Origin of the sequence: Leptospira sp. WS58.C1 (assembly GCF_040833995.1) — a bacterium.
Lineage (GTDB): Bacteria > Spirochaetota > Leptospiria > Leptospirales > Leptospiraceae > Leptospira_B > Leptospira_B cinconiae.
On sequence record NZ_CP162137.1, the window covers coordinates 3,215,810 to 3,239,488 of the forward strand.

At 42.5% G+C, this 23,679-nt stretch carries 23 protein-coding genes and 1 tRNA gene; 11 read left to right on the top strand and 13 right to left on the bottom strand.

Annotated features, from left to right (window positions below; translation table 11 throughout):
* Positions 1–83: 83 nt before the first annotated feature.
* Genes AB3N61_RS14795 through AB3N61_RS14805 form a run of 3 tightly spaced genes read left to right on the top strand, consistent with a single transcriptional unit; the run spans position 84 to position 3,002 of the window.
* On the top strand, positions 84–974 hold the full coding sequence (locus tag AB3N61_RS14795; RefSeq protein ID WP_367897952.1) for an LA_3334 family protein: 891 nt from the start codon (positions 84–86) through the stop codon (positions 972–974).
* Positions 971–2,365 (top strand): kelch repeat-containing protein, encoded by a 1,395-nt coding sequence (locus AB3N61_RS14800; RefSeq protein ID WP_367897953.1) that lies wholly within the window; start codon positions 971–973, stop codon positions 2,363–2,365. Before AB3N61_RS14795 ends, AB3N61_RS14800 begins: the two co-directional genes overlap by 4 nt.
* 4 nt (positions 2,366–2,369) lie before the next feature.
* Positions 2,370–3,002 carry a tetratricopeptide repeat protein gene (locus AB3N61_RS14805; RefSeq protein ID WP_020769048.1) on the top strand — a complete coding sequence of 211 codons (633 nt, stop codon included), beginning with the start codon at positions 2,370–2,372 and terminating at the stop codon, positions 3,000–3,002.
* A gap of 37 nt (positions 3,003–3,039) precedes the next feature.
* Here the strand turns inward: AB3N61_RS14805 and AB3N61_RS14810 are convergent, their stop codons facing one another.
* From AB3N61_RS14810 to rpsT, 9 genes are all read right to left on the bottom strand, one after another.
* Entirely contained in the window at positions 3,040–3,801 is a 762-nt protein-coding gene (locus AB3N61_RS14810; RefSeq protein WP_367897954.1) for an SH3 domain-containing protein, read from the bottom strand.
* Positions 3,802–3,971: 170 nt separating this feature from the next.
* Complete coding sequence (locus AB3N61_RS14815; RefSeq protein WP_008595143.1) at positions 3,972–4,316, bottom strand: P-II family nitrogen regulator; 345 nt, start codon at positions 4,314–4,316, stop codon at positions 3,972–3,974.
* A gap of 34 nt (positions 4,317–4,350) precedes the next feature.
* Complete coding sequence (locus tag AB3N61_RS14820; protein ID WP_036089191.1) at positions 4,351–5,649, bottom strand: ammonium transporter; 1,299 nt, start codon at positions 5,647–5,649, stop codon at positions 4,351–4,353.
* Between the two features lie 306 nt (positions 5,650–5,955).
* Positions 5,956–7,563 (bottom strand): carboxyl transferase domain-containing protein, encoded by a 1,608-nt coding sequence (locus tag AB3N61_RS14825; protein WP_367897955.1) that lies wholly within the window; start codon positions 7,561–7,563, stop codon positions 5,956–5,958.
* A gap of 18 nt (positions 7,564–7,581) precedes the next feature.
* Positions 7,582–8,625: a GlmU family protein gene (locus AB3N61_RS14830; RefSeq protein ID WP_020769261.1), complete on the bottom strand. Its 1,044-nt coding sequence runs from the start codon at positions 8,623–8,625 to the stop codon at positions 7,582–7,584.
* A gap of 7 nt (positions 8,626–8,632) precedes the next feature.
* Entirely contained in the window at positions 8,633–10,465 is a 1,833-nt protein-coding gene (gene glmS / locus AB3N61_RS14835) for a glutamine--fructose-6-phosphate transaminase (isomerizing) (RefSeq protein ID WP_020769025.1), read from the bottom strand.
* Between the two features lie 3 nt (positions 10,466–10,468).
* Positions 10,469–11,860 carry a phosphoglucosamine mutase gene (gene glmM, locus AB3N61_RS14840; RefSeq protein WP_367897956.1) on the bottom strand — a complete coding sequence of 464 codons (1,392 nt, stop codon included), beginning with the start codon at positions 11,858–11,860 and terminating at the stop codon, positions 10,469–10,471.
* A 37-nt stretch (positions 11,861–11,897) separates the two neighbouring features.
* Positions 11,898–11,970 (bottom strand) — tRNA-Val (locus AB3N61_RS14845).
* A 16-nt stretch (positions 11,971–11,986) separates the two neighbouring features.
* Positions 11,987–12,256, bottom strand: coding sequence for a 30S ribosomal protein S20 (gene rpsT / locus AB3N61_RS14850; RefSeq protein WP_008594460.1), 270 nt, complete (start codon positions 12,254–12,256; stop codon positions 11,987–11,989).
* A gap of 564 nt (positions 12,257–12,820) precedes the next feature.
* On the opposite strand from rpsT, the gene AB3N61_RS14855 reads away from it, so the two are divergent.
* Genes AB3N61_RS14855 through AB3N61_RS14865 form a run of 3 tightly spaced genes read left to right on the top strand, consistent with a single transcriptional unit; the run spans position 12,821 to position 15,434 of the window.
* Entirely contained in the window at positions 12,821–13,936 is a 1,116-nt protein-coding gene (locus AB3N61_RS14855) for an LIC_10450 family protein (protein ID WP_020769177.1), read from the top strand.
* 11 nt (positions 13,937–13,947) lie between these two features.
* Positions 13,948–14,742 (top strand): hypothetical protein, encoded by a 795-nt coding sequence (locus AB3N61_RS14860; protein ID WP_367897957.1) that lies wholly within the window; start codon positions 13,948–13,950, stop codon positions 14,740–14,742.
* On the top strand, positions 14,739–15,434 hold the full coding sequence (locus AB3N61_RS14865) for a glycosyltransferase family 2 protein (protein WP_020769372.1): 696 nt from the start codon (positions 14,739–14,741) through the stop codon (positions 15,432–15,434). Before AB3N61_RS14860 ends, AB3N61_RS14865 begins: the two co-directional genes overlap by 4 nt.
* A gap of 9 nt (positions 15,435–15,443) precedes the next feature.
* On the opposite strand, the gene AB3N61_RS14870 is transcribed toward AB3N61_RS14865, so the two are convergent.
* On the bottom strand, positions 15,444–17,012 hold the full coding sequence (locus AB3N61_RS14870) for an LA_3751/LA_3752 family putative glycosyltransferase (protein WP_020769042.1): 1,569 nt from the start codon (positions 17,010–17,012) through the stop codon (positions 15,444–15,446).
* 171 nt (positions 17,013–17,183) lie between these two features.
* Here AB3N61_RS14870 and AB3N61_RS14875 point away from each other — a divergent pair, with 171 nt between their 5' ends.
* A complete protein-coding gene (locus AB3N61_RS14875; RefSeq protein WP_020769280.1) occupies positions 17,184–17,771 on the top strand; it encodes a YceI family protein in 588 nt (195 codons plus the stop codon).
* A 163-nt stretch (positions 17,772–17,934) separates the two neighbouring features.
* A complete protein-coding gene (locus AB3N61_RS14880; protein WP_367897958.1) occupies positions 17,935–18,192 on the top strand; it encodes a hypothetical protein in 258 nt (85 codons plus the stop codon).
* Here AB3N61_RS14880 and AB3N61_RS14885 read toward each other — a convergent pair.
* Positions 18,182–18,937, bottom strand: a complete 756-nt coding sequence (locus AB3N61_RS14885) for a putative DNA-binding domain-containing protein (RefSeq protein WP_367897959.1) — start codon at positions 18,935–18,937, stop codon at positions 18,182–18,184. The genes AB3N61_RS14880 and AB3N61_RS14885 overlap by 11 nt on opposite strands.
* The gene (locus tag AB3N61_RS14890; RefSeq protein WP_367897960.1) at positions 18,934–19,746 is read right to left on the bottom strand and encodes a DUF692 domain-containing protein; all 813 of its coding nucleotides are present in this window, start codon (positions 19,744–19,746) and stop codon (positions 18,934–18,936) included. The genes AB3N61_RS14885 and AB3N61_RS14890 overlap by 4 nt, the downstream gene beginning before the upstream one ends.
* Positions 19,747–19,792: 46 nt before the next feature.
* Between AB3N61_RS14890 and AB3N61_RS14895 the strand changes: the two genes are divergently transcribed.
* Positions 19,793–20,251, top strand: coding sequence for a YHS domain-containing (seleno)protein (locus AB3N61_RS14895; RefSeq protein ID WP_020769207.1), 459 nt, complete (start codon positions 19,793–19,795; stop codon positions 20,249–20,251).
* On the opposite strand, the gene AB3N61_RS14900 is transcribed toward AB3N61_RS14895, so the two are convergent.
* Positions 20,252–21,163, bottom strand: a complete 912-nt coding sequence (locus AB3N61_RS14900) for a DnaJ domain-containing protein (protein WP_367897961.1) — start codon at positions 21,161–21,163, stop codon at positions 20,252–20,254.
* A 105-nt stretch (positions 21,164–21,268) separates the two neighbouring features.
* On the opposite strand from AB3N61_RS14900, the gene AB3N61_RS14905 reads away from it, so the two are divergent.
* On the top strand, positions 21,269–23,128 hold the full coding sequence (locus AB3N61_RS14905; protein WP_020769137.1) for a carbon starvation protein A: 1,860 nt from the start codon (positions 21,269–21,271) through the stop codon (positions 23,126–23,128).
* Positions 23,125–23,676 carry an NUDIX hydrolase gene (locus tag AB3N61_RS14910; RefSeq protein ID WP_020769052.1) on the top strand — a complete coding sequence of 184 codons (552 nt, stop codon included), beginning with the start codon at positions 23,125–23,127 and terminating at the stop codon, positions 23,674–23,676. The genes AB3N61_RS14905 and AB3N61_RS14910 overlap by 4 nt, the downstream gene beginning before the upstream one ends.
* The last annotated feature ends 3 nt before the right edge of the window (positions 23,677–23,679 follow it).

Genomic DNA, 23,679 nt, shown 5'->3' on the forward strand with positions numbered 1-23,679 from the left:
ATGTCCGAAAAAGAAGGAAAAAATCATATCATAAATAGATTAAACGATCTTCATAATTCAAGTCTCATAATGAGGAATACTAATTGAAATTAAAATTGAAAATTACCTGGCTTTTAGTAACCATTCTAACGTCGTCGGGAATCCAAGCTACAGAGCTCCTATTGAATAATGGAGACGCATTCATTCTGGAGGTGATTTCAGAGGACGAAAAATACGTAAGAGTGCAATGGAAGAATAGAGTCTATGCAATTCCTAAAAAGGACATTCGTAAATTAGATTATTCTAAAAAAGGAGAACAATCATCCTATAGCTACTCCACGTACCAATTAAAGGACGGAAGCAGGATCCAAGGAATTCTTGCCAAAGAGAACGATTCCGTTTATGTAATCCGTACGGAAGTAGGTTTTTTGGAGATCGATAAGTCCAGGGTCTCTAATGTGGAAAGTTCCGGGATCAAAGAACCGGACCTTCCTTCCGAATACCTACCTGCCAACCAACCGCAGCCGGAAACCGTCTTCGGTTTGACCGCCGCATATATGCCAAATTTTCAACCTCTTGGTCCGACTTTTCCAGCTACGGGTGCTTTCGGGTTTTTTGTAGAGCCTGCTTTCATGCGAATGAAAGACACTTACCAATGGGGATTTAGGATAGAAGGTCTCGCTTCTAAAAGTGAATCGGGAAATTTCAGCGTCCTGCACGCCTGGACGAATTTTGGTCGAAACTGGCTTATAGGTGGAAATCAAAATTTAGATTTCTACGCCAAGCTCGGATTAGGTGTAGCATCTGTTCAATACAAACATGACGACACTTCCAGGGCTGGGATAGATCCTTCCGCATCCGTAGAGCTCGGCTACCAAGGATTCCGTTGGGGAGATTTCCAACTTAGGACAGGGATAAGAGGGACTTGTTTTTTTGAAACGGCTGCATCCTTTTGCATGGCCGGTCTAGAAATTTCTATAGGTAAAAGATTATGAAATTGAAAAATGTATATGTTGCGGTCTTAGGTTTTTGGGCTGTCTTCTTTATCCGATGTGAAAACTCTCCGTTCTTGGAAGGAACAAATAATACCACGAATAAAGTTGAGTGGTTCCACATTTCTTTAGGAGCGAAACAAACCACATTAAATTGGAGTTGCTCATCCTCTACTAAAGCTTGGCTTGCTTACGGTAAACACACTCCCGATTCCTTTAAGGCATCCATGATGAACGAAAAAATCCACTCAGTCCAAATGGACCATCTGGAACCTAATACCGATTACATGGCTTATCCTTACTGTGGAGAAATGTCCGAAGAAAAAATTTTTTCCGTCCCATTCAAAACATGGATCAGCGATGATCCGATTAAGACCAGGGGAATTTGGATAGTTGGTGGGATAGGCGCAGATAGAAAGCCCGTAGCCGAAATCGATTTATACGATCCTGTAGAAAACAAATGGTATCCAGCGGTCTCTCGTATGCCTACTCCTAGAGCTTATGCTTCGGTTGTGAACCATAAAGGAATTATCTTCGTAATCGGAGGTATTATCGACGTCTCCGGTGCTTTCGTCATTAGTAATAAAGTGGAAGCATACGATCCGATTTCAAACACTTGGAGATCTTACGCCGATTTACCTACAAATATCCAGGGAGCCGTAGCAACTTCGGTAGAGAATAATATTTATGTTCTTGCAGGTACCACTACAATGGATATGACTACGGGGACTTTAACAAATCAAGTCTACAAATTATTTCCAGATATTCCGGAAGGGAGTGCAGGGACTTGGGTAAACTATACCTCTTCCACAAATATATACAAAAAGATCGATATGTCGGGATGTACGATCGGGGGAACATTATTTTTCACCGGAGGTCGCTTCTTCAATAGCGGAAATCCGGATCCTTCTTCCGATGTTTATGTTCCTTCTGCAAATGCGGTTACTTCTTTTAATGAACCTAGTTTAACCGGTGACTCTAGACATGGTGCAGGGATTGCCTGCATTCGTCCTCAAGCGGGAGATCCTTATCCGGCAGATCGAAGCGGAGTGATTGCAGCAGGAGGTTCCACTACGGGAAGTATTACCCAACCTGCAGGTATTATTAGTCCGAGTTTTCAATTCGATTATTTAAGTACCGAACCGACAGCCGCTTCCTTTACCGCAGGACCTTCCATCCCGATCGCAAGATATTTTCCATCCGCCGAATATTCTTACGAAAATAGAAAGGCTTACGTCATGGGAGGAGCGGTTAGTTTAAACGTTCCAAGCACGAACGTTTATGCTATCGAAGTCAATCTATCCGGAGCAGTAGGGGGTCCTTGGGAAACTTCCGGGTTAGCCTCAATGCCGAGGGCAAGATATGCCCATTCTGCAGTGATCATCAGCAGGTAATATTATGAAAATAGTATATACATTTTTTATAATTTTATTTATTCCCATTTCTTGGGCACTTGGAGAAGGAATGCCGGAAGACTATCCTGAGATCAAAAAAGTTCTCGAATCGGGGAACTTTACCCAAGCGCAGGAGATGTTAGATCCTTTACTTCAATCCAAACCTTCCGACCCTACTTTGGCATTATACCAGGCTGAAATATGGATACGTAAGGCGGAATCGTACTACCAAGAAGGAAGGAAACTTTCTGCATTCGAATTTTTTAAAAAAGCCTACGAGGTTTGGCCGAATCATAGTTTAGTCCGTAATAGATATTGGGAACTGCATGGAAAACCGCTAAAAGATTCTATGCCAAATTCTCAGAACCGAAACTCAAGCACCAACTTTTCAGGAAAGACCGCTACCAATCAGAAAACGGTTTTTGTGTTTGATCCGGAACTCCAAGAGCTTTCCGCAGAATTAAAGGAAGAGATGAAAAAAAATATCTCAGATTTGCAAGCTCAAAGGGCAGCATCGGAAGATCATAGATCGTGGGAAACAAAGCCCTGGATGAAATGGATATGGCTTTCCGTAGGCTCCGCAATCGGATTCCTAGTCGGTATTTCAGCCTCCATTTTTTTGCGTCGAAAAGTCTAGTCATTCGAAGGATCCAATGCACTGACAAATTCGAAGCTCACTCCGAGATCCCCTTTAGTCGATTGCCCGGATCGAAGATTGTACATTGTATTCCTTTCGTTTTCAGAACTGGTTGTAAAAAGGACTCGTCTTCGCTTAAAGTCCAGGCTATGCGGATTTTCAACTTGTCCAAGACCAGCTCATAATGATTTCCGATGATTACTCCGGTCTTTCGGATTTGGATCTTTAAGATCGCAAGAATGATCTCTTTTCCATCTAACCCTGGAGTACGACATTGGGCAGTAACTCGATTCAATATTTCTTCGTCTTTTTCCGGGATATCCAAAGTGATCGCATGCAGAATCCTCCATTCGATTAGATCTTCAGATAACTGCTTCTTTCTTTCTAAAAATGCGAATATATGTTTTAAGTCCGCTTCGTATAAATTTAAGAACAAATCTTCGTTTATTACATCGCTACGAATTAGTTTCAGCGACTGAATGGGATGACGATAGACCAATCCTGTATAAGAATTAGAACCTGGAGGCAAAAGGTCCGGATGTTTAAAACTCAAATATCCTCCGAAAACCCAACCTTCTCCTTCTTCACTTTTGATCTTGTACCAATAATTTTCGAACCCGTCGATGTGTACCAATCTCTGATCTTTATCTAAGATTTTCACTTCTCCTTTATAAGGAATAATTCCCATCTTTTTGGAAGAAAGTTTAGGCGCGGAACGGATCCCAAGACCGGTTCCGTTATTTACGTATGCGGATTGGTAATTAGAAAAACATCCTAACAAAACCGTTAGGTAAAACACAATAGCAAAGTATTTTAGACACCTAACCGTAAGATCCACAGTTTAGGTATACCCTGTTAAAACCGGATCGTCTAACAAAAAACAGGCGATTCGTCGCCTTCTAATAAAAATGGGGCCGGTAAATCAAATCACCGACCCCGAAGCTAGTTTCGACTCGTATTGGGGAAGAATTAAATCGCTGAGCTTCCTCTTTCTCCGGTGCGAATACGGATCACATCTTCGAGCGGAAGAATTAGGATCTTTCCGTCTCCGATCTTTCCGTCACCGGTTTTGGCAGCTTTCAAGATTGCATCAACGGTAGGTTTAACGAACTCGTCATTTACCGCGATCTCCAATCTTACTTTTCTTAGCAGGTTTACTTGGTATTCATGTCCACGAAATACTTCGGTTTTACCTTTTTGCTGCCCGTAGCCTTGCACGTCGCTTACGGTAAGTCTATAAATTTCATTCTTAGTAAGCTCCGCTTTAACCTCTTCCAGTTTATGGGGCTGGATAATTGCTACGATTAATTTCATATGCTCTCCTTTACTTAATGTATAAATTCAAAGGTTATATAATATAACCTTTTTCTCCGTGAATCTCTGAATCGAGTCCAGCTATCTCTTTCTCCTCGGAAATCCTGAATCCGATTGTTTTCTCTATGATAAACACTAAGATCAAGGATACTACGATAGAGTAAGCACCGGTTGCTACTACACTGATAACCTGAACGATGATCTGGTCTCCACGAGTAACTCCTTCAGGTATATATTGCGCAAGTGCGAATACACCTGTAAGGATCGCACCGATAGCTCCACCTACGCCGTGAATTCCGAAAGCGTCCAGGGAATCATCATAGCCGAGTTTTCCTTTTAATAGGATTGCTCCGTAACAAATCGGGGAAACAAGCGCTCCCATGATCAATGCGCCGGTAGCGTCCACAAAGCCTGCTGCAGGAGTGATCACAACCAGACCAGCAACGATCCCCGAAGCTGCTCCCAAAGCGGTAGCTTTTTTAGTATGAAGATACTCGATCAGTAACCAAATAGCACCTGCAGTTGCAGGAGCGACTAAAGTTACAACGAAAGCTCTTGCTGCCTGTCCGTTTGCCGCCAGACCGGAGCCCGCGTTAAATCCGAACCATCCGAACCAAAGGAATCCCGCACCGATCAAAGTGTAAGTCAAATTGTTCGGAGCGATCAAGGCAGCGCCTTCTCCTTTACGTTTTCCTAATACGATGGCTGCTGCCAAACCTGCGATACCGGAAATCAAGTGAACCACTGTTCCACCGGCAAAGTCAAGAGCAGTCTTTTTGAAAAGCCAACCGTCAGCGGACCATACCCAGTGTGCAACAGGGTCGTAAACCAAGGTAGACCACGCCAGAATGAATACGATATATCCGGAAAGTTTCACTCTTTCTGCGATCGCACCGGAAATCAATGCCGGAGTGATCAGCGCAAACATACCTTGGAACAGGAAGTGGATATATTTTGGAATTGTCCCCTCCAAAGTTTCGTCGGTAATTCCGTTCAACAAAAAGAGATCAAAATTGCCGTAAAACGGATTATCGCCTGAGAATGCGAAGCTATATCCGAATACTGTCCATTGAATAGTTAGCACAAGGATTGCGACAAAGCTGTGCATCATTGTAGAGAGAACGTTCTTTGATCGTACGATACCGCCATAGAACAATGCAAGTCCCGGGATCATAAAGAACACGAAAGTGGAAGCCACGATCATCCATGCGGTATCCCCTTTATCCAAAGGGGGAGCGGGCGCGGCTTCCGGTGTAGGTGTAGCGTCTTGACCCCAGATCAGTACTGGAGCGATTAAGATCAAGAGCGCGATAAGTTTTTGGGCAATTTTCATTTTCTCAAATCTCATCTCGAAATATGTTTTATCCAATTAATGCAAGAAGGGTACCTGCGTTAAAAATTCTTATGAAAAAAGGTTAAAAAAAAAGAAGAGGGAGCTAAGAGCCTTTAAATGAGGTTTTCGCTAGAAAAATGCACCTAAATTCTTATTAAAGGCAGATTTCTCCCTAGTTTAGGGAGAAAGTCTCCTGGTACAGCCTAGCAGTTTGCGTACTTATTGGGCAGATTTTCAGGATCTGTCGGGAAAATAAAATTTAAGCAGAGAAAACTATACTTAGGTATCATTCCTTCGGAGGAAAAATCACATCCGAAAGATTGCGTAGGAAGGTTCAATACCCTTAGGAGAAAGATCGGAATACAAGGCCAAACCTAAAACTTCTCTTGTACGCGCTGGATCCAGAACCCCATCATCCCAAAGCCTTGCGGTAGAATAGATACAAGAAGAACGATTATCATAATCTTCTAATATGGGTCTCTTAAATTCGGCCTGTTCAGCGTCAGAGAGGGATTTTCCTTCCTTCTCCAATTGTTCCTGCTTCACTGTAAGTAGAACATTCGCCGCCTGTTCTCCTCCCATCACTGAGATCCTAGCGTTCGGCCACATCCATAGGAATCTAGGTCCGAATGCACGGCCGCACATTCCGTAATTTCCAGCTCCGTAAGAGCCCCCGATCACTACTGTGTATTTAGGAACTACGGAAGTAGAGACCGCATTTACCATTTTTGCACCGTCTTTTGCTATTCCTGAGTTCTCATACTTCTTCCCTACCATAAAACCTGTGATATTTTGCAGGAAGAGTAAAGGGATCTCTCTTTGGTTGCAAAGCTGGATGAAATGAGCGGCCTTCAAGGAACTTTCGGAGAATAGAACTCCGTTATTTGCGATGATGCCGACTGTTTTTCCGTAAATATTCGCGAATCCTGTGACTATGGTGGTTCCATAATATTTTTTGAATTCTTGGAACCTAGAGCCGTCGACTACTCTCGCGATCACTTCTCGCACATCGTACGGTTTGCGAATGTCCTTTTGGATGATCCCGTAAATTTCCTCGGCAGGATAAAGAGGTTCTTCGTAATGGATATGTTCTTCTAACTTCTTCGCTCTAGCGCCTAAACTGGAAACTATATGTCTTGCGATCTCGAGTGCATGCGGATCATTCTCCGCATAATGATCAGTCACGCCTGAAATCCTACAATGAACGTCAGCTCCGCCCAATTCTTCCGGAGTGACGATCTCTCCTGTGGCAGCTTTTACAAGAGGAGGCCCGCCCAAAAAGATGGTTCCGTTTCCTTTTACGATCACGGATTCGTCGGACATCGCAGGGATATATGCTCCACCCGCGGTACAACTTCCCATTACGATGGAGATTTGAGGGATCCCCAGTCTAGAAAGATTTGCTTGGTTATAGAAGATCCGACCGAAATGCCATTTATCAGGAAACACTTCGTCTTGCATCGGAAGAAATGCCCCACCGGAATCTACAAGGTAAATACAAGGAAGACGATTCTCTAAAGCGATCTCTTGAGCACGGATATGTTTTTTGACAGTGAGAGGATAATAAGTCCCACCTTTTACGGTAGCATCGTTTGCAACAATCACACATGGAGTTCCGGAAATTTTTCCGATCCCGGTTACAATCCCTGCGGAAGGAACATCATCCGCATAAACCTTTTCCCCTGCCAACGCGGAGAATTCTAAGAAAGGAGTGTTCGGATCTATTAGTCCTTGTACCCTTTCTCTTGCGGTAAGCTTCCCGCGACTCTTATGTTTCTGGATGGATTTTTCTCCTCCGCCTAGTCCGGCTTTTTGGAGAAGTTTACGTATATCCGCGACCTTCTCTGAAAGGTCCTTATAATTCTCTTTATATTCGGGGGAAGACGTACTAATACGCGATTCCAAAACTTCCATGGAGCCTCCGGTCCTTTTTTATTTCCGGACCTTGGTTTCGTATAAAATTCTAATAAGTTCCGATTCGGAATGAGAAAGTTCTCTGTTCCTTCTTGCCATGATCTTGCGTGAATCACGTAAGAATAGATCCAAGATATAAGGCTGACCGTCCGCCCAAATAAAAGGAGGAAGATATCCACTCACCCTGGAAGAAACCACATTACATCCGAAGTCTACCACTGTTCCGGTATTCAACATCACTCCGATCCCTATTTTAGAAAAATCTCCGATGATGGAACCGAACTTGATGGAACCTGTTGTGATCTCCGTATTTTCTTCCCTAATCTTAACTACACCGTAGTTATTTTTTAGATCGGAGGTGGTGGATAATGCGCCTAGGTTGACCCAGCTTCCCACCACGGAATGTCCTAAGAAACCTTCGTGATGTTTATTCGTAAAATCTAATATAATACTGTCCCCGACTTCGCCACCTATCCTGCACACATTCCCTATGGAAGTGTTTCCGGTGATACGAGCGTTGTCCACATGAGTACCTTGGCCTATGTACAACGGACCTTCTAAAAAACTGAAAGAAGTTACTTTTGCATCCTTGTCTATGATTACAGGTCCTGAGGTTACGTCGATGACCACACCTGGATAAATTTTAGCGGAAGGATGGATATGAACGTGTTTGGATTTTCCTACTACTTGGAAATCCCCGGACTTTACCTTAAGTTTTCGGGCCCATTTACGTAAGTCCTTATGATTTTCCAAGTCTTGGTCTATGTTTTTACCGACAGACTCCAAGGATTTCCAAGGAAGAAAATCCTCAGGACGAATGATCAAATCTACGTCCTTTCCATCGTATTCCGAAATTTTTGGGTTTCTTTCAAAGAAAGTTTTCTCGAAAGCGGAGTTCGAGTTAGAATATAGTATCTTAGAATCCGGATACTGCTCTTTTAAACGTTGGAGTGGAGTTAAAACCCCGTCTCGAATCTCCGAGAAAGATCGAATTCTGGTTAAAGCCCCCAAACCGGGAGGTGTTTCCCTCTCATCGATCCAAATTCTCTGAATTCTGCCCACGCGTTCACTACTCCACTGTGACGGACTTCGCTAGGTTTCTCGGTTGGTCCGGAGGACAACCCCTAGCAACGGCAGAATAATAGGCCAGAAGTTGGAGAGGAAGAACATTCAGGATCGGACTCAAAATTTCCGGACAGTCCGGAACTTCAAAACAGTAGTCGGAAAGCTCTTTTGCTTCCCTGTCCCCTTCCGTTACGATGGAGATAATGATCCCGTTTCTTGCCTTGATTTCCTGGATATTGGAAAGCATTTTGCTATAAATTTCGGATTTGGTCGCGATACATACGACCGGCACTTCGTTTGTAATGAGTGCGATCGGCCCGTGTTTGAATTCCCCGCCGGCGTAACCGGAAGCGTGAATGTAAGAGACCTCTTTTAATTTCAAGGCACCTTCTAACGCAACCGGATGATTATAGGTCCTTCCTAAAAATACAAAATCTTTGGTTTTAGTAAAATCCGCCGCCCAAGTTTCCAAGATATGGGCCTGAGCTAAAATCCTTTCCATTTTGCCTGGGAGAAGTCGGATCTCTTCAATTAAAGTCCTGAGTTCTTCGTCGGAAACGATCCATTTCAAACGAGCTACATATAAGGAAAAAAGAAGAAGGTTGATTACCTGTGCAGTAAACGCCTTTGTACTCGCAACGCCGATCTCCGGTCCTGCATCCGTTCTGATAAATGAATCGGATTCCCTTGCGATGGTGGAGTTCACATTATTTACCAAGGAAAGAACTTTGATAAATTTTGCCTTAGCTTCCAGTAAAGAAGCAAGAGTATCCGCAGTTTCTCCGGATTGAGAAATCCCTACGATCAGCGTATCACCTTCCACCACAGGGTTTCGGTAACGGAACTCGGAAGAGGTTTCCGTATCCGTTTGGATCTTTGCGAAATTTTCGAGATAATGTTTTCCAAGCATTCCCGCATAGTAGCTGGTTCCGGCTGCTTGAATGATGATACGATTTACCTTGGACATCATTTCTCTGGAAATCGTACTCTCCGGAAATTCTATCTCTCCGGCTTCGCTGATACGAGACTGGATGATACGGCGGAAGATCCCGGGCTGTTCGTGGATTTCCTTGATCATAAAATGAGGATAACCGCCTTTGTCGACGTCCTCGAACTTGATATCTTGCTTTTTGAATTCGATCTCTTTTTCGGAACCGTCGAACCCGAAGATCTTACATTCGGTTTTTGTAAAATATCCCCATTCCTTGGAGTTGATATAATAGACTTCTCTGCAGTTTCGAGTAAGAGGAGAAATATCGGAAGCAAGATAATATTCTTCCTTACCTCTTCCTAATAGTAAAGGTGCGCCGTCCTGGGCAAAATACACTCGATCCGGCTCGTTGTCGAATACGACTGCGATCGCCCATTTACCGTGAACTCTATTAAATAGATCTAAAAAAGCTTCCTTATTGGATAAGCCTCTTTTTCTGCTCTCCGCCAAAAGATTGGGGAGAACTTCCGTATCCGTCATACTATGAAATACAAAACCTTTTTGTTTCAGTTCTTGGCGAAGCTCCGAATAATTTTCTATAATTCCGTTATGAACTACTGCAACGGTGGATTTGGAATCGGTATGAGGGTGAGCATTGATCTGGTTAGGTTCACCGTGAGTAGCCCAGCGAGTATGGCCTATACCCACATTACCTCGGATCGGATGTTCTTTTAGGTAATTTTCCAGATCCTTAATTTTACCTTTTTGTTTGCGGACTTGGATCTCTCCTTTGTCCAGGACCGCGATCCCGGCCGAATCGTATCCACGATACTCCAAGCCGATGAGCCCTACTATGAGCACGGATTCTACGTTTTTATCACCAGCGTATCCTACGATTCCACACATATATTATGAATTCTCCATGATCTTTCCGGCTTTATTTAAAAGGGATTCCAGATCCTTTTTGGTTCTGGCCTCTCCAATCAACCGGAGGATCGGCTCGGTATTCGAGGGTCGAATATGTATCCAAGAGTCCTGGTTCGCTAAACGTAAACCGTCTCTCGAATCTTCTTTATATTCGGAGAAGGCGCTGCGAAACTTAGAATAAATCTGCTCCGTCTTCTGCCCCGCGATTTTGTAGGCGATCTTGCGCATATAGACCGCAGGAAGACTACCGATCACAGTTTCAGCATCTTCCCCCTTTAGGGCAAGCAGATTCAGTATATGAGCCACCCCCGAAAGAGAATCCCTTCCAAAAGAAGGAATTGCCGGATCGATCACTCCTCCATTCCCTTCTCCGCCGAAAACCGACTTACGGTGTATCATTTCTGCCACAACATTGGCTTCCCCCACCTTAGATCGATAAGTCGGAATTCCAACAGAATCCGCAACCCAATCGTTCACAAAGCTAGTAGAGAGGTTTACCGTGATGGATGCCTTCTTCGGCAGGGAATTGGAACCAAGGTAGGACATAAAGCTAAGGGGAAGAGTTAATTCTTCGGAGATAGCTCCTTTTTTAGGAGATAAAACGACAAGTCTATCCGCATCCGGATCCAAAGCAAAACCGATATCCGCCTTGGACTTTTTGATCAGACGAGATGATTGTTTGAGCGCTTCCGGCGTAGGTTCAGGAGGACGAGGAAATGTTCCGTCGGGAGTACAGTGCTGCAAAATCACCTTACAACCCAAGCGCCTTAACAATTCCGGTAAAACGAAGCTCCCCCCGCCATTGACTGCATCTAAAAATACGGTGAATTTTTTCCGTTTGATCGCGGACACGTTTACCCGAGCTAAAACGGAATCAATATGGGCTTGGATCCTATCGGTACCATCTTCCACATTCGTATTCGGTTTGAATTGGAAAGGTTTATAATCTTCTTTTCGGACCAGATCCAAAAGACCCTCTAAGTCTTGGGCATTCGTAAAAAACCCGCCAGGTCCGATAAACTTAAATGCATTCCAGATCACCGGATTATGAGAAGCGGAAATCATGATCCCACCTGCCGCCCCTGATTGAGCCACCACCGCCTTGACGGTAGGAGTTGGAACAATCCCGAGACGGATCACATTTTTGCCCATGGCGAGCATGATCCCGATCGCGATATTTTCTATATAAGCTCCGCTCGGACGAGAATCCCTTCCGATGACGACTGCGTTTCCTTTGAGTCTGGACCCGAAGGCCATGAGAGAATGGAAAATTACGTCGGGACTTAATCCGGTGGGAATGATTCCCCGGATTCCGGACACGGAGACCATCAAATCCGGGTGTTGGAAGACCGGTTTTTGATGATTTAGAGCCATGATTCCGGGGAATGTTTTAAGATTTGGGATGAGAACATGGGCGATGACAGGATCGAACTGCCGACATCCTCCTTGTAAGGGAGGCGCTCTCCCAGCTGAGCTAATCGCCCGTAATGATTACGGTTATTATGCGGTTGCAGCCTGATTGATACGCAATGCCATCCGACTCTTTTTGCGGTCCGCATTTCTAGAGTGGATCAGGTTGGTTTTCGCAGCTTTGTCCAGAAGAGAAGAATATTGACTGAACAAAGATTTTAAGGAGTCTTTCTCTCCGTCTTGGAGCGCTTTCAGGATCTTTTTAGCTTGGGTTCTAAGGCGATTCCTGTTTTGAGAATTCGCCGCATTCCTGCGTTTCGTTCTACGGATATCTTTTTCTGAAGATTTAATATTCGCCAAGGATCTACTTCCTATTAAGGGATTACGCCCAGATTTTCGTACCCAAGTAGCCTGTCAACGAGCTTTTACGGGTCTTTTACAAAGCCTATCTCAAAAATTTTTTAAGGAAATAACCCCAGGAGTAAGTTCTTTCCCTGAGAGCGAAGCCAGGATGGCGAAGTGACCCGGAGCTCTGCACAGGATGTGCAGGCGGAGGGGATGGGAAAGCGCTCACTCCAATCTATTCAAAAATATTTTTGAAATTTGGTTCAATATACTGCTTAGTAAGGGAGCCGCCCAAGTCTCGGCGGATAGAACCAACCCAACGTTACATACAAGAAATCATTTCTAATTCGACTAATACGTTATTTGTCTTTACCTCAACTGAGGGATCTCGTAGTAACATTTGGCATCTACGATGTCACCGAATCGCAATAGGATCGCTTTCTCGCCCTATTCTCGCTGCGGGAAGGTTCAGGAAATTTTTTTTGCATTGCTTCGAAGGATTTCCATCCTATTTTTTGTTATCCGAAAGATTGGAAATTAATTATTCGTCGTATAGAAGACCCAAGGACGCCTTCTCGCATGATATCCAGACACGCACAAGACTATATCATTGTGAATTCGATCGATGAAATCGATCCTAATAAACTTTCTTTGGCTCAATTGGGGACCAAGTATTTAGACAGGAACGGAAACCGTTATGCGGTCCGTTTTAACAAAGAAAGCAGAAAGGCGGAGATCATTCGGATCACTCTTCAAAAAGCTTCCGAGGCGGATGTGAATAGACCAAAATTGGGAAGAGTAAATCCAAAAGCGAAATCCAATCCTTTAGACTTAGAGAAATTATCCAATCTTCTTAAAAGTACAAAACACCCTAGTGCAGACTGGATAGATAATCTGGCCGAAAAAACCAAACATACTAAGCCGAGTTCTGCAAATTCGGAAAAGCCAGCTTATACTCCGAATCCCCAAAAAGAATTAGACATCACTCCAGCAGAGGGTCCGGACCTATCCGCCAGAATGAATTCCGTTCAAAACGATATATTCGATCTTTCCAAAGTGGACTTGAATATTTCGGATGCGGGACTCTCTTCCAACGAAGGAAAAGAGGATGTTCCCGTCTTTATAGAAAATATAGAGGCAGGCTCCAACAGAGAAACGAAATATATTGAAGATAGTGTACAACAATTCCAGAAGATCAAAGATAGGATCGAGTCCGTACTGAACAATATTAGAAATTCTAAAATTTTCGAAGCTACCGGAGATCCTTCCGAGAACAAGAACATAGTAGGAAACCTAGCGAGAGAATTCGATATTGAGTTCTTCCAAAAATTAGAAAAGATATTAAACTATCATAAAGAGCTGACTTCTTATCCCAGATCGATTACCTATTACGTGGCAAAGTACGAGTCATATCGTAAGCAGGCATTACAGTCCAAAACGTCGGATCTGGAAAAATTAAAGTTAGTGATCCGCTGGGAAATGCAGGAACTTCTTTTGGATCTGGCCAGAAAACTCAAAAAAATGGTCCTGAATGCCTTAAATGTTCTGAATACTAAAAACGAAAATCACCTAAAACAAGTAGCCTATAACCAACAGCAGATGTATAAGGATGCCAGAAGCGCCTTATTATATTGTTCGGAAGATATAGGAGCACTACTTATCTCCTTGCAAAAATGGGCCGATAGCGAAGGATAGAAACCTTTTGCATGGCACTTAGCGATCAAGAGATAAAAAACATCGTAGAAAAACTCCGAACCGAGTACCGGGAAGGGGCCAAACAAAGTCCTAAAATTTTCGACGCCAAAGGTTTCGAAGATCGTTATATCCAAACCCTAAAACATCGGGGAAACCTGGACAATTTCCTGAAAGACGAAGTGGACTTTCTGGAAAAGATCAAAACCAAACATAAAGAACTTACGGAAAGAAGGAATGCTTCCAAGGGAGAGACGATCAATCGTATCCTAGACGAACAAGAGGAAAAACTTTCCAAATACCAAAGGGTGGATTTCCATCCTTTGGCCAGACCGGAAATGAGATATTTTTACGGGGCAATGACCGCATTTGCGGACACGGAACTACCCGTTCTTATCCATATATTTAGGGGAACGCCGGAATACTCCGCCTTCCAAGATAGTGTCTCAGTAATAGAAAGAGTGGGAATCACGAAAAGAGGAATGCCTTCTCTCCGTATCTCGGAACATATTAAAGCGTTATTGGACGCGAACGGGAACCAATCCACAATGGAAAGGGATTCCCAGAACATTCTAAAGGAAGTGTGTATCGCTCTTGCCGGCCTTAGAAAGACGGCGCTGGAATGTGTGGAGAAAAATAGGGTCAGCGACAGAATGACCGTACAAGTCAGCGATAGAGACTATCCGAAAGCTTCGGAAGCGTATAAGAATTTACTTTTCGGTATCGCATTGGAAAAAATAATCGTTAAAGCCGAAAATATCATCCGGGATTTCCGGATGAGCGACTTAGTCGGTCTGGACGCTAAATGAAACTTTCCATCGTAATTCCCTGTTATAACGAAAAACAGACCATCAAAAACATTTTAGAAACGGTAAAGAAGGTCCCTTATAAGGATAAGGAAATCATCCTTGTGGACGATTTTTCCACGGACGGAACGAGGGAACTCCTACAGACCGCTCCTTTTAAGAAGTTAGTGGACCAACTCGTTTTCCACGAAAAAAATCAGGGAAAAGGCGCCGCACTTCGCACAGGATTTAAAGCTGCCAAAGGTGATATAGTCATCGTGCAAGACGCGGACCTGGAATACGATCCGTTTGAAATTCCGGATGTAATCGATCCGATCTACAAAGGAAAGGCGGACGTGGTTTTCGGAAGCAGGTTCATGGGCGGAAGGGCTCATAGAGTCGTATACTACTGGCATAGACTCGGAAATCTATTCTTGACCACTCTTTCCAATATGTTCACGAACATTAATCTGACCGATATGGAAACTTGTTACAAGGCATTCCGCAGAGAAGTGATACAAGGTATCGAAATTAAAGAAAATCGTTTCGGGTTCGAACCTGAAATTACCGCAAAGATCGCAAAGATCCCCGACATTCGTATTTACGAAGTTGGGATCTCCTATTACGGACGCACTTATGCAGAAGGAAAAAAGATAGGCTGGAAAGACGGATTTAGGGCCATCTATTGTATCCTAAGATACAATCTATTTTCCTAATATTCCATTCTAATCTTTGGGAATTTCGTATTCTCGATATTCCCAAAGACCCTTCGTTTTCACTTCCTTTTCCTTCCAAGCATGACCCAATAATTCCACCCAAACGGGGCGAATCTCCGCTTCAGCCAATACTTTCATACGATATTTGTTCATGAGAATATTATCCGACTCGGGAAGTTTTGCCGCATATTCCACCACTGCATCCGAATAAGAAATAAATCCGACTTTTTCTCCCGGATGTTTTTTTGAAAGGAAGGAAACGATATGATCCATTCCTTGGGAAGAAGTTTCATTATGAACACATAATACTCTTTTTTGGAAATAAGAAGGCCCGATGGAGCCGCAAAGAACGTCATCCAGGAATAATAGACTGGAAGCTTGAGAATCCGCATAAATAGAACGGATCGCTCTGATCTCCTTGGAACTTCTTTGGTAATTCACAAATCCGGCCAAGGTCATTCCGAAAGAATAAAACAACAAAATAGTAAACGTTAAGTTTTTGCCGGATCTTCCTAATTTCAATTCGGAAACTTCGGCAATTTCTTTCAAAACCAAAACGAACGGGATCAATGCTAGTCCAACGTATCTTGGTCCCCAATTGGAAACTCCATCGTTGGGAGCTAAGAATGCGATCAGTATGATAAACACAAACGAGCTGATCCCTAAATGAGAATAAGTAGCTTCTATCTTTCCTTCTTTTGATTTTTTTACAAAAATATAAAATAAAGGAAGAAGGATCGGTAAATAGATCAAAAGTCCGGGCATTGTGTACGTCCCGATCAATATCGTAAACGCTCTGGAAAGAACCGTGCCTTGGTCTTCTCCCGTATTAAAATTTTGGAAGTATCTAGGTCCGATCGGATGTTGGTAATCCAAGGTATGGAATAAAAATAGAAGAAGTACAACTACCGAAAAAGATACAGAGAACCAAAAAGATCTTTTCCACCAATCTTTTCCGAAAGCGATCCAACCCACGGCCCAGAAGACCACAAAGAAGATCAGAACTTCTAATCTTAACCAAACTCCGAGTCCTAGAGCGATCCCTCCGATCAGCTTATTGAAAATTTTATCTTCCGTTTTATAAAAGAAAGTGAGTCCGAGTAATTCTAAAAGAAGAAGAGGGGGATGTTCCGAAAGTTCCGGCCCCATCAAAAAGATATAAGTTCCAAAAAAAGTGAAAACGAGCCAGAACCAGGAAAGATCCCAAAATCTTCTTAGAATAAAAGCGGAAATTAGATTGAACACTCCCATCAAAATGGAAACGATCGGGACCCAACCGAAAACTAAAAAAGGCGCAATGATAAGTGTGAGAAAGATCGGATATTGACCGATCATTCTATCTCCGATCTGAAAGACCATCGGGGCTTTCCATAAAAAATAACTGTAATTCGGATCCAGATCCAAGGAAGGATAGATCAGATTTTCGGTGCTGAAACCGGACTGGAACATGGAATATGCTTGGTGGTATTTCAGAAACTGATCCGAAAAAAGGGCCTCCCATGGTTTTCCTAAAATTAGGATCCCGAAGTAAAATAAACTAAATACAATAAATCCTTTTGAAATTCCGGCTGTTTTCATGATCGAAGGCAAGCATCCCCTACCCCCTAATTTATGAAACGAATTCTTGCCGGTACAAACACTTATAAGAAAGTTTTTCGGAATAAATTTTGTATTTTTACTTGTAATTCCAATAATTACACCGGGAGATCAGTCTAAAATCCAAAATATTCTCAAAGGAGAAAATCACTCGTGAAAACGAAACTTTATCTGATCCCTAGCCTTCTGGTGCTTTTAACTTTCGGTGGCCTACAAGCTGGAAATTTTAAATTAGATAACGCTCATACAGGCGTTGGCTTCAAGATCAAACACCTTACCATTTCTAACGTATCCGGAAGTTTTAAAGACTTCAGCGGAAAATTCGCTTACGACGAAGCTACCAACACTCTTACCGACCTGGATGTTACTATCAAAGCGGCTTCGATCAACACTAACGACGAGAAAAGAGACGGACACTTAAAAGGAAAAGATTTTTTCAATGTAGAAGATCATCCTTCTCTTACATTCAAAGCAAAAAAAGCCACCGTTAAAAAAGGTGGAGTCTCCAAGATCCAAGGAGAATTGACTATCAAAGGAGTGACTAAACCCGTTACTTTAGATGTTAAATTTTCCGGTTCTGCAAAAGACCCATGGGGAAACACTCACCTAGGTTTCGAAGCGGAAACGAAGATCAAAAGAGCCGATTTCGATATCGCTTGGAACAAACCTTTGGAAAAAGGCGGACTTTTGATCGGAGAGGAAGTTTCTATTCGTATCGAAGGCGAAGCAATTCCAGAATAATCATTTTTAACCAATCGGGGCTTTTGGAAGAAGGTCCCGATGTTAATGACCATTCTTTGCGGATTTTCCTTTTTTAACGTAACCTTCTCCCCTGCTTATCGAATTAAAAATGGATCGAATCTAAAAATCGTGTTTCGATCAAATCATCCGGAGAACCGAAAAGATGAACAATCTAACCAAAAGTATGATCATTGGAGCAGCTCTAACGGGCTTATTTGCTACTGGGGCAATGGCCGAAACGAAAGATGCAAAAACGGAAGAGTCTAAGGGAGAATGTCACGGTATCAATTCCTGCAAAGGAACGGGAGACTGCGGAGGAAAAGGACATAGCTGCGCGGGAAAAAATTCCTGCAAAGGACAAGGCTGGATCTCTCTCACTAAAAAAGAATGCGAGGACAAAAAAGGGACTTTTAAAAGTTAACCTCGGATACAAGACGGTTTATCTTCATCCCCGAAAGGAATTCTGAAATCGATCCCAATCCTTTCGGCGGACTTCCTGAAATTTTCAAAGACTCAAGGATACTTTTTCCGTCAGATAAACTTTTACCGAAGGTCCACTCCCATTCTTCCAGCTCGGAAACGAATAAGTCCGATCCTTTTTTTCCTAAGACCAAATATTGTTTTTTTTCCTTTAAGAATTGAGGCAGATCTTCCGAGTTTTCGGTTTTCCAAAGATCATAAACTGGATAAGAATATTCTAAAAATCGAACTGACCCGTGAAAGGTAATTTTCAGATCCTCCGTTTCATTTCGGGAAAGCGAGTTCCGCAGATTATCTTCCGCATTTTTAGGCAAATGGAATATTCTAAAAACATGAAGTTCGAAGTCCGCAATTTCAAACAGAACAGGATGTTCGGAAAAGTTTTCCTTTAAGAAGTTCGGGAAACTTTCCCCATAATTCGATATATTATAAGAATGAGATGGATGATCTTCTATAAACGACTTTGCAGTTCCAAAAAATCCCTCGTCTCCTAAAATCTTCCAGACTGTTTCGTATTTTTCTCCCAGAACTTCCGTAAATCGAGCTTGGTATGCATTTTGGTAGACTGCAATCGCCGAATTTGGTTCTAATTTTCCACCAGGCAGAATATAATCCTGCAGAAGCGGACCTTCTTCTCTTCCTAAGAGCGCGTTATAAAATAAATTTCGGAATTCTTCCGGTTTCATTTGGACACCGATTCCAAAATGGATTTTGCTTTCAGAGCTTCTTCTTCCATTTCCGGAAAGCCGGGAATATCCTCGTCCCATTCTAGTAGGATTGGAATTCCTTGGATCTTATCCGAGAAAGAAGAGAATAGTTCCCAGACTTCTTTGGCAACCGGCCTGGAATGAGTATCGAATAGGAATTCTCCTGTATCCGTATGTCCCGCAAGATGGATCTGGCCCACATTTTCCCAGGGAATAGAACGTAAATATTCGGACGGGGAAAATCCATGGTTTACAGAGTTCACATATATATTATTAATATCTAATAGAATTCCACAGCCGCTTTTTTTTGAAAGTTCGGAGATAAATTCCCATTCAGTCATTTCATTTTGGGGAAAACTCAAATAAGTGGAAACATTCTCCAATAGGATCCTTCTTCCTAATATTTCTTGTATTCGTTCGGCTCTCTCTATCGCAAATTCCAAAAATTCTTTCGTAAATGGGAAGGGTAAAAGGTCGTGTAAATAATTTCCCGATTGTTCGGTCCAACAAAGATGATCCGAAACCAAGAAGGGATCTATTCTTCGGATCAATTCCTTCCATCGTTGTAGATATTTTTTATCGGGAAAAGTTCCGCCAAGTATAGATAGGGAAACTCCATGGAGAGCGATCGGAAAATGTTTGCGGATGGACTCCAACATTTCCAAGGGGCGACCTTGTGTATCCATATAATTTTCTGTGATCGCTTCGAACCAAGAAATCCTGACAGGTTCACCCTTTCTTAAATAAGGATAATGTTCTTTTCTTAAGCCTACTCCGATGAAAGACATATTTTCTCCGATGTAACCTATTTCGATCCGATCCGAAGAAGGATACATGAACAAGTCATATTTTTTTCCGATCCTATTTTTACTATTCTTGGACTGCTCAGGCAGACAGCTCGTAGACCCAATCTTTAAAGCAAATGGAAAAACCGCGATCCACGGTTACGACGTGGTCGCTTATTTTACGGAATCCAAACCGAAAGAAGGAAATCCTAAATTCAACTACCTTTGGAAAGGTGCTGAGTGGAGATTCTCTTCCGAAAAAAATCTGGAAACTTTCAAGAAGTCCCCGGATAAATTCACTCCTCAATACGGAGGTTATTGTGCATACGCAATGAGAGACGGAGAAGCGTATGAAACGGATCCTAAGGCTTGGAAAATTGTATCAGGTAAATTATATCTGAACTATAACGAAAAAGTTCACGGTTTTTGGGAAAAAGATGTACCCGGAAATATCGTAAAAGCGGATCGGCAATGGAAGGTCTTGCCTATAAAAGAAATCAAACCTTGATCAACGATCTTTCATTACTAAAAAATTATACGATGCTATGATCCTTTGGGTCATTTCCAGTCCGTCTTTGTTTACATCCGGGTGGTATTTTTTGATCATCTCTTTGTATTTATTTTTTAATTCAGCTTTTGTGTATTCTTCGGAGAGTCCTAAAAATTCACGATGTTCTCTTGTTTCCGAGTCTTCATCCTCGTAAAACGATCTCGAAGAGAACTTTTTGCGGAAATTGGATTTTTTCTTTTTAGTCTTTTCTTTTTCTTCTTCCCGAAATTTTCCGAAAATTTCGTAATAAGCTCTATCCCTATATTCGGAAGTGATTTGTCGGATAGGGAATAATTTTGTATTTAAGATTTGGTAGAAATAGTTTTTTAAGAAGACGTCCGCTCCAAAATCTCCCGAAAAACTTTTTCTGTCCAAAAATTCCGAGATCCCATTGTCCACTAATCTTTGCAGATCGAATTTATCGTCGAAATAAGAATCGAATGCATCCTCGAATTTTTTTGTGGAAGAAATAAGTAAAAGCAGAAGTTCCTTATCCAGATCATGTCTTTCCAATTTGGAAAGAACAATCTCTTTTAAATAAGAACGGAATTCATCCAGATAGCGATCATCAAAATATACTCCGCCCTTTGCGAATTCATAGGCGAGGCCTTCTATTTTTAAGACCTTCTCCAATAATAAAATGAGAAGATCCGCATTATCTTGGGTAAATCCTTGGGAACCTTTGGAGGAATATTCCCTTTCTCCTCTGAGAGTATATAAAAGTTTAAAATAATCCTCTCTTCGGATCTCCAAAATTTCGATCAGTTTCTCGGAGGAGATGAACCACTCACAATCATTACTCCCGGACTGTAATTCGAAAATTACGTCCTCTAAGGATGATTTGACCTGATCGAAACTTCGGGCGTTCAAAGCAAGAACCTATACTTAGACCCTCTGCCCGTACCTGAGTTTGTCCATTCATTTTCCCGAGAAAAAAGATTTGATCCGGGCCGCATAAAACGAGATTTTTCCCACATGTTACCCCTTCTTGCGGTTTTCGGTTGTTTCACTCTTTATTTTTTAGGTTATAAGTTTTACTCCGGATTTCTATCTAAGTCCATTTTTCAACTCAAAGACACAGTGGGCGATACACCCGCTCATAAATTCAACGACGGTGTGGATTATCTTCCTACGAAGCCTGCAGTTCTATTCGGTCATCATTTTGCTTCCATCGCGGGACTTGCTCCCATCTTAGGCCCTGCGGTTGCAGTGATCTGGGGATGGTTGCCTGCAATGCTTTGGGTGGTATTGGGCGGGATTTTTGTAGGTTGTGTTCATGATTTCGGAGCGATTGTAGTTTCTATCCGGAACCAAGGAAAATCCATAGGCCAAGTGGCCCAAGATCTTTTAGGACCTAGGGCGAGAAGTTTATTTCATGCGATCATTTTTTTCTTAGTAGCTTTAGCTATGGGTGTGTTCGTGATCGTTCTTGCGGAAATGTTCTCCGCGGATCCGAAATTGAAACAGGCTCCTGTTATCCCTCCGCCTAAAATCGAACAAACACAAACTACTCCGAGCATCAAAGATCATGTGCATCCTTCCGAAGTGAGAGTGGAAACTCCTTCTTCTCCCATTAAACTCAGAAGCCATTTTCCTGAAGCGGTCATTCCGACTGCAGGGATCATGCTGTTTGCCATCTTGGTAGGTTGGCTTCATTATAAAAAAGGAATGAAACTTGGTCCTCTTACGTTCGCATCCGTGGCTCTTACATTAGTAATTATGGTGCTTGGGATGAACGATTCCATCCTGACCTGGACGGGTTTAAATGATGTAGAGAAATCCCCCGGTGTCCCAAGCTGGAAAATTATACTTCTAATATATGCTTTCTTGGCCTCCGTCACTCCGGTTTGGCTTCTTCTCCAAAGTAGGGACTATATCAATTCTTTCCTACTGTATATTGGAATTGTCGCAATCTATTTCGGGTTCGCAAAAGGAAGTATCTTCGGTGAATTTTCCTCCTTTAACGCGGAAGCAATCCGGACCGAAAAAGTGGACATGGATATCATTCCGTTCGTATTCATAACTATCGCATGCGGCGCCGTTTCAGGTTTTCATGCTTTGGTAAGTTCCGGGACCACGGCTAAACAATTGGATAGAGAAATTGACGCAAGAGTGATCGGATACGGTGGGATGATCGGCGAGTCTCTTTTAGGTCTGACATCGGTTGTTGCCTGCACGATCGGATTTGCTTCAGCGGGAGAGTGGTCTTCCTTTTATAAATCCTGGTCGGGTATCCAAGGTTTAGCTCCTTCCGTAGGAGCCTATATCTACGGAACCGGAAGATTTATCTCTCAATTAGGTTTCGACGAAGATTTTGCGCAAGGTTTTATCGCGCTTGTGGTAGTAAGTTTTGCCTTAACTTCGTTGGATTCTGCAACTAGATTATTAAGATATAATATAGAAGAGATTGCGGAAAGTTTCGGATCGAAAACGATCGAGAAAACTTTAGGAAATCGTTATGTTTCTAGTATCCTTGCTTGTGCGGCCATCGGATTTTTTGCATTCTTACAGATAGATCAGGGAGGAAAAAAGACCGCTGCAGGATTGGCACTTTGGAAACTATTCGGAACCACGAACCAGTTACTTGCAGGACTTGCTTTACTTGTCATCACAATCTATCTATTATACTCTAAAAAAAAGACGTGGATCAGTTTTATACCTATGGTATTCGTATTAGGTGCTACATTATGGGCGATGGTCATTAACTTCTACGACTTCTTATTCTCCAAATCCCCTAGTTATTTGCTGGCAGCAGTCGGAGGAGTTTTGATTTTTCTAACCGTTTGGTTATTATTCGAAGCGATCTTAGCTTGGAGAAGGTTTTCTAAAACATGAAATTTTGTAGCGTTTGCGGGGCGGAGGTAGTCCAAAAAATCCCGGAAGGAGACAGTCTCACTAGACATGTCTGTGAGAACTGTGGTACCATACATTACCAAAATCCAAAGGTGATCGTCGGGACCATTCCTATCTGGGAAGGGAAAATACTGCTCTGCAAACGTGCAATAGAACCCAGAAAAGGATACTGGACCCTACCCGCCGGATTTTTAGAGAATAGGGAAACGGTAGAAGAAGGCGCTGTAAGAGAAACATCGGAAGAAGCAAACGCGAAGATAGATATAATCAGACTTCATTCGGTATATAGTATCCCTCATATTAGCCAAGTGTATATGTTCTTCCTCGCCAATTTGATAGACGGAATTTTTTCAGAAAGTCCCGAATCTGAAGAAGTAAAACTATTCACACCGGAAGAGATCCCTTGGGAGGAAATCGCATTTGCCTCAGTAACATTTGCATTAAAACGTTATACGGAAATATCGGAGACCTCCGAGGCCGGCACTCATTTGGGTTCCATCCGAAACAGAAAACTAGAGGATAAAACATAAGTG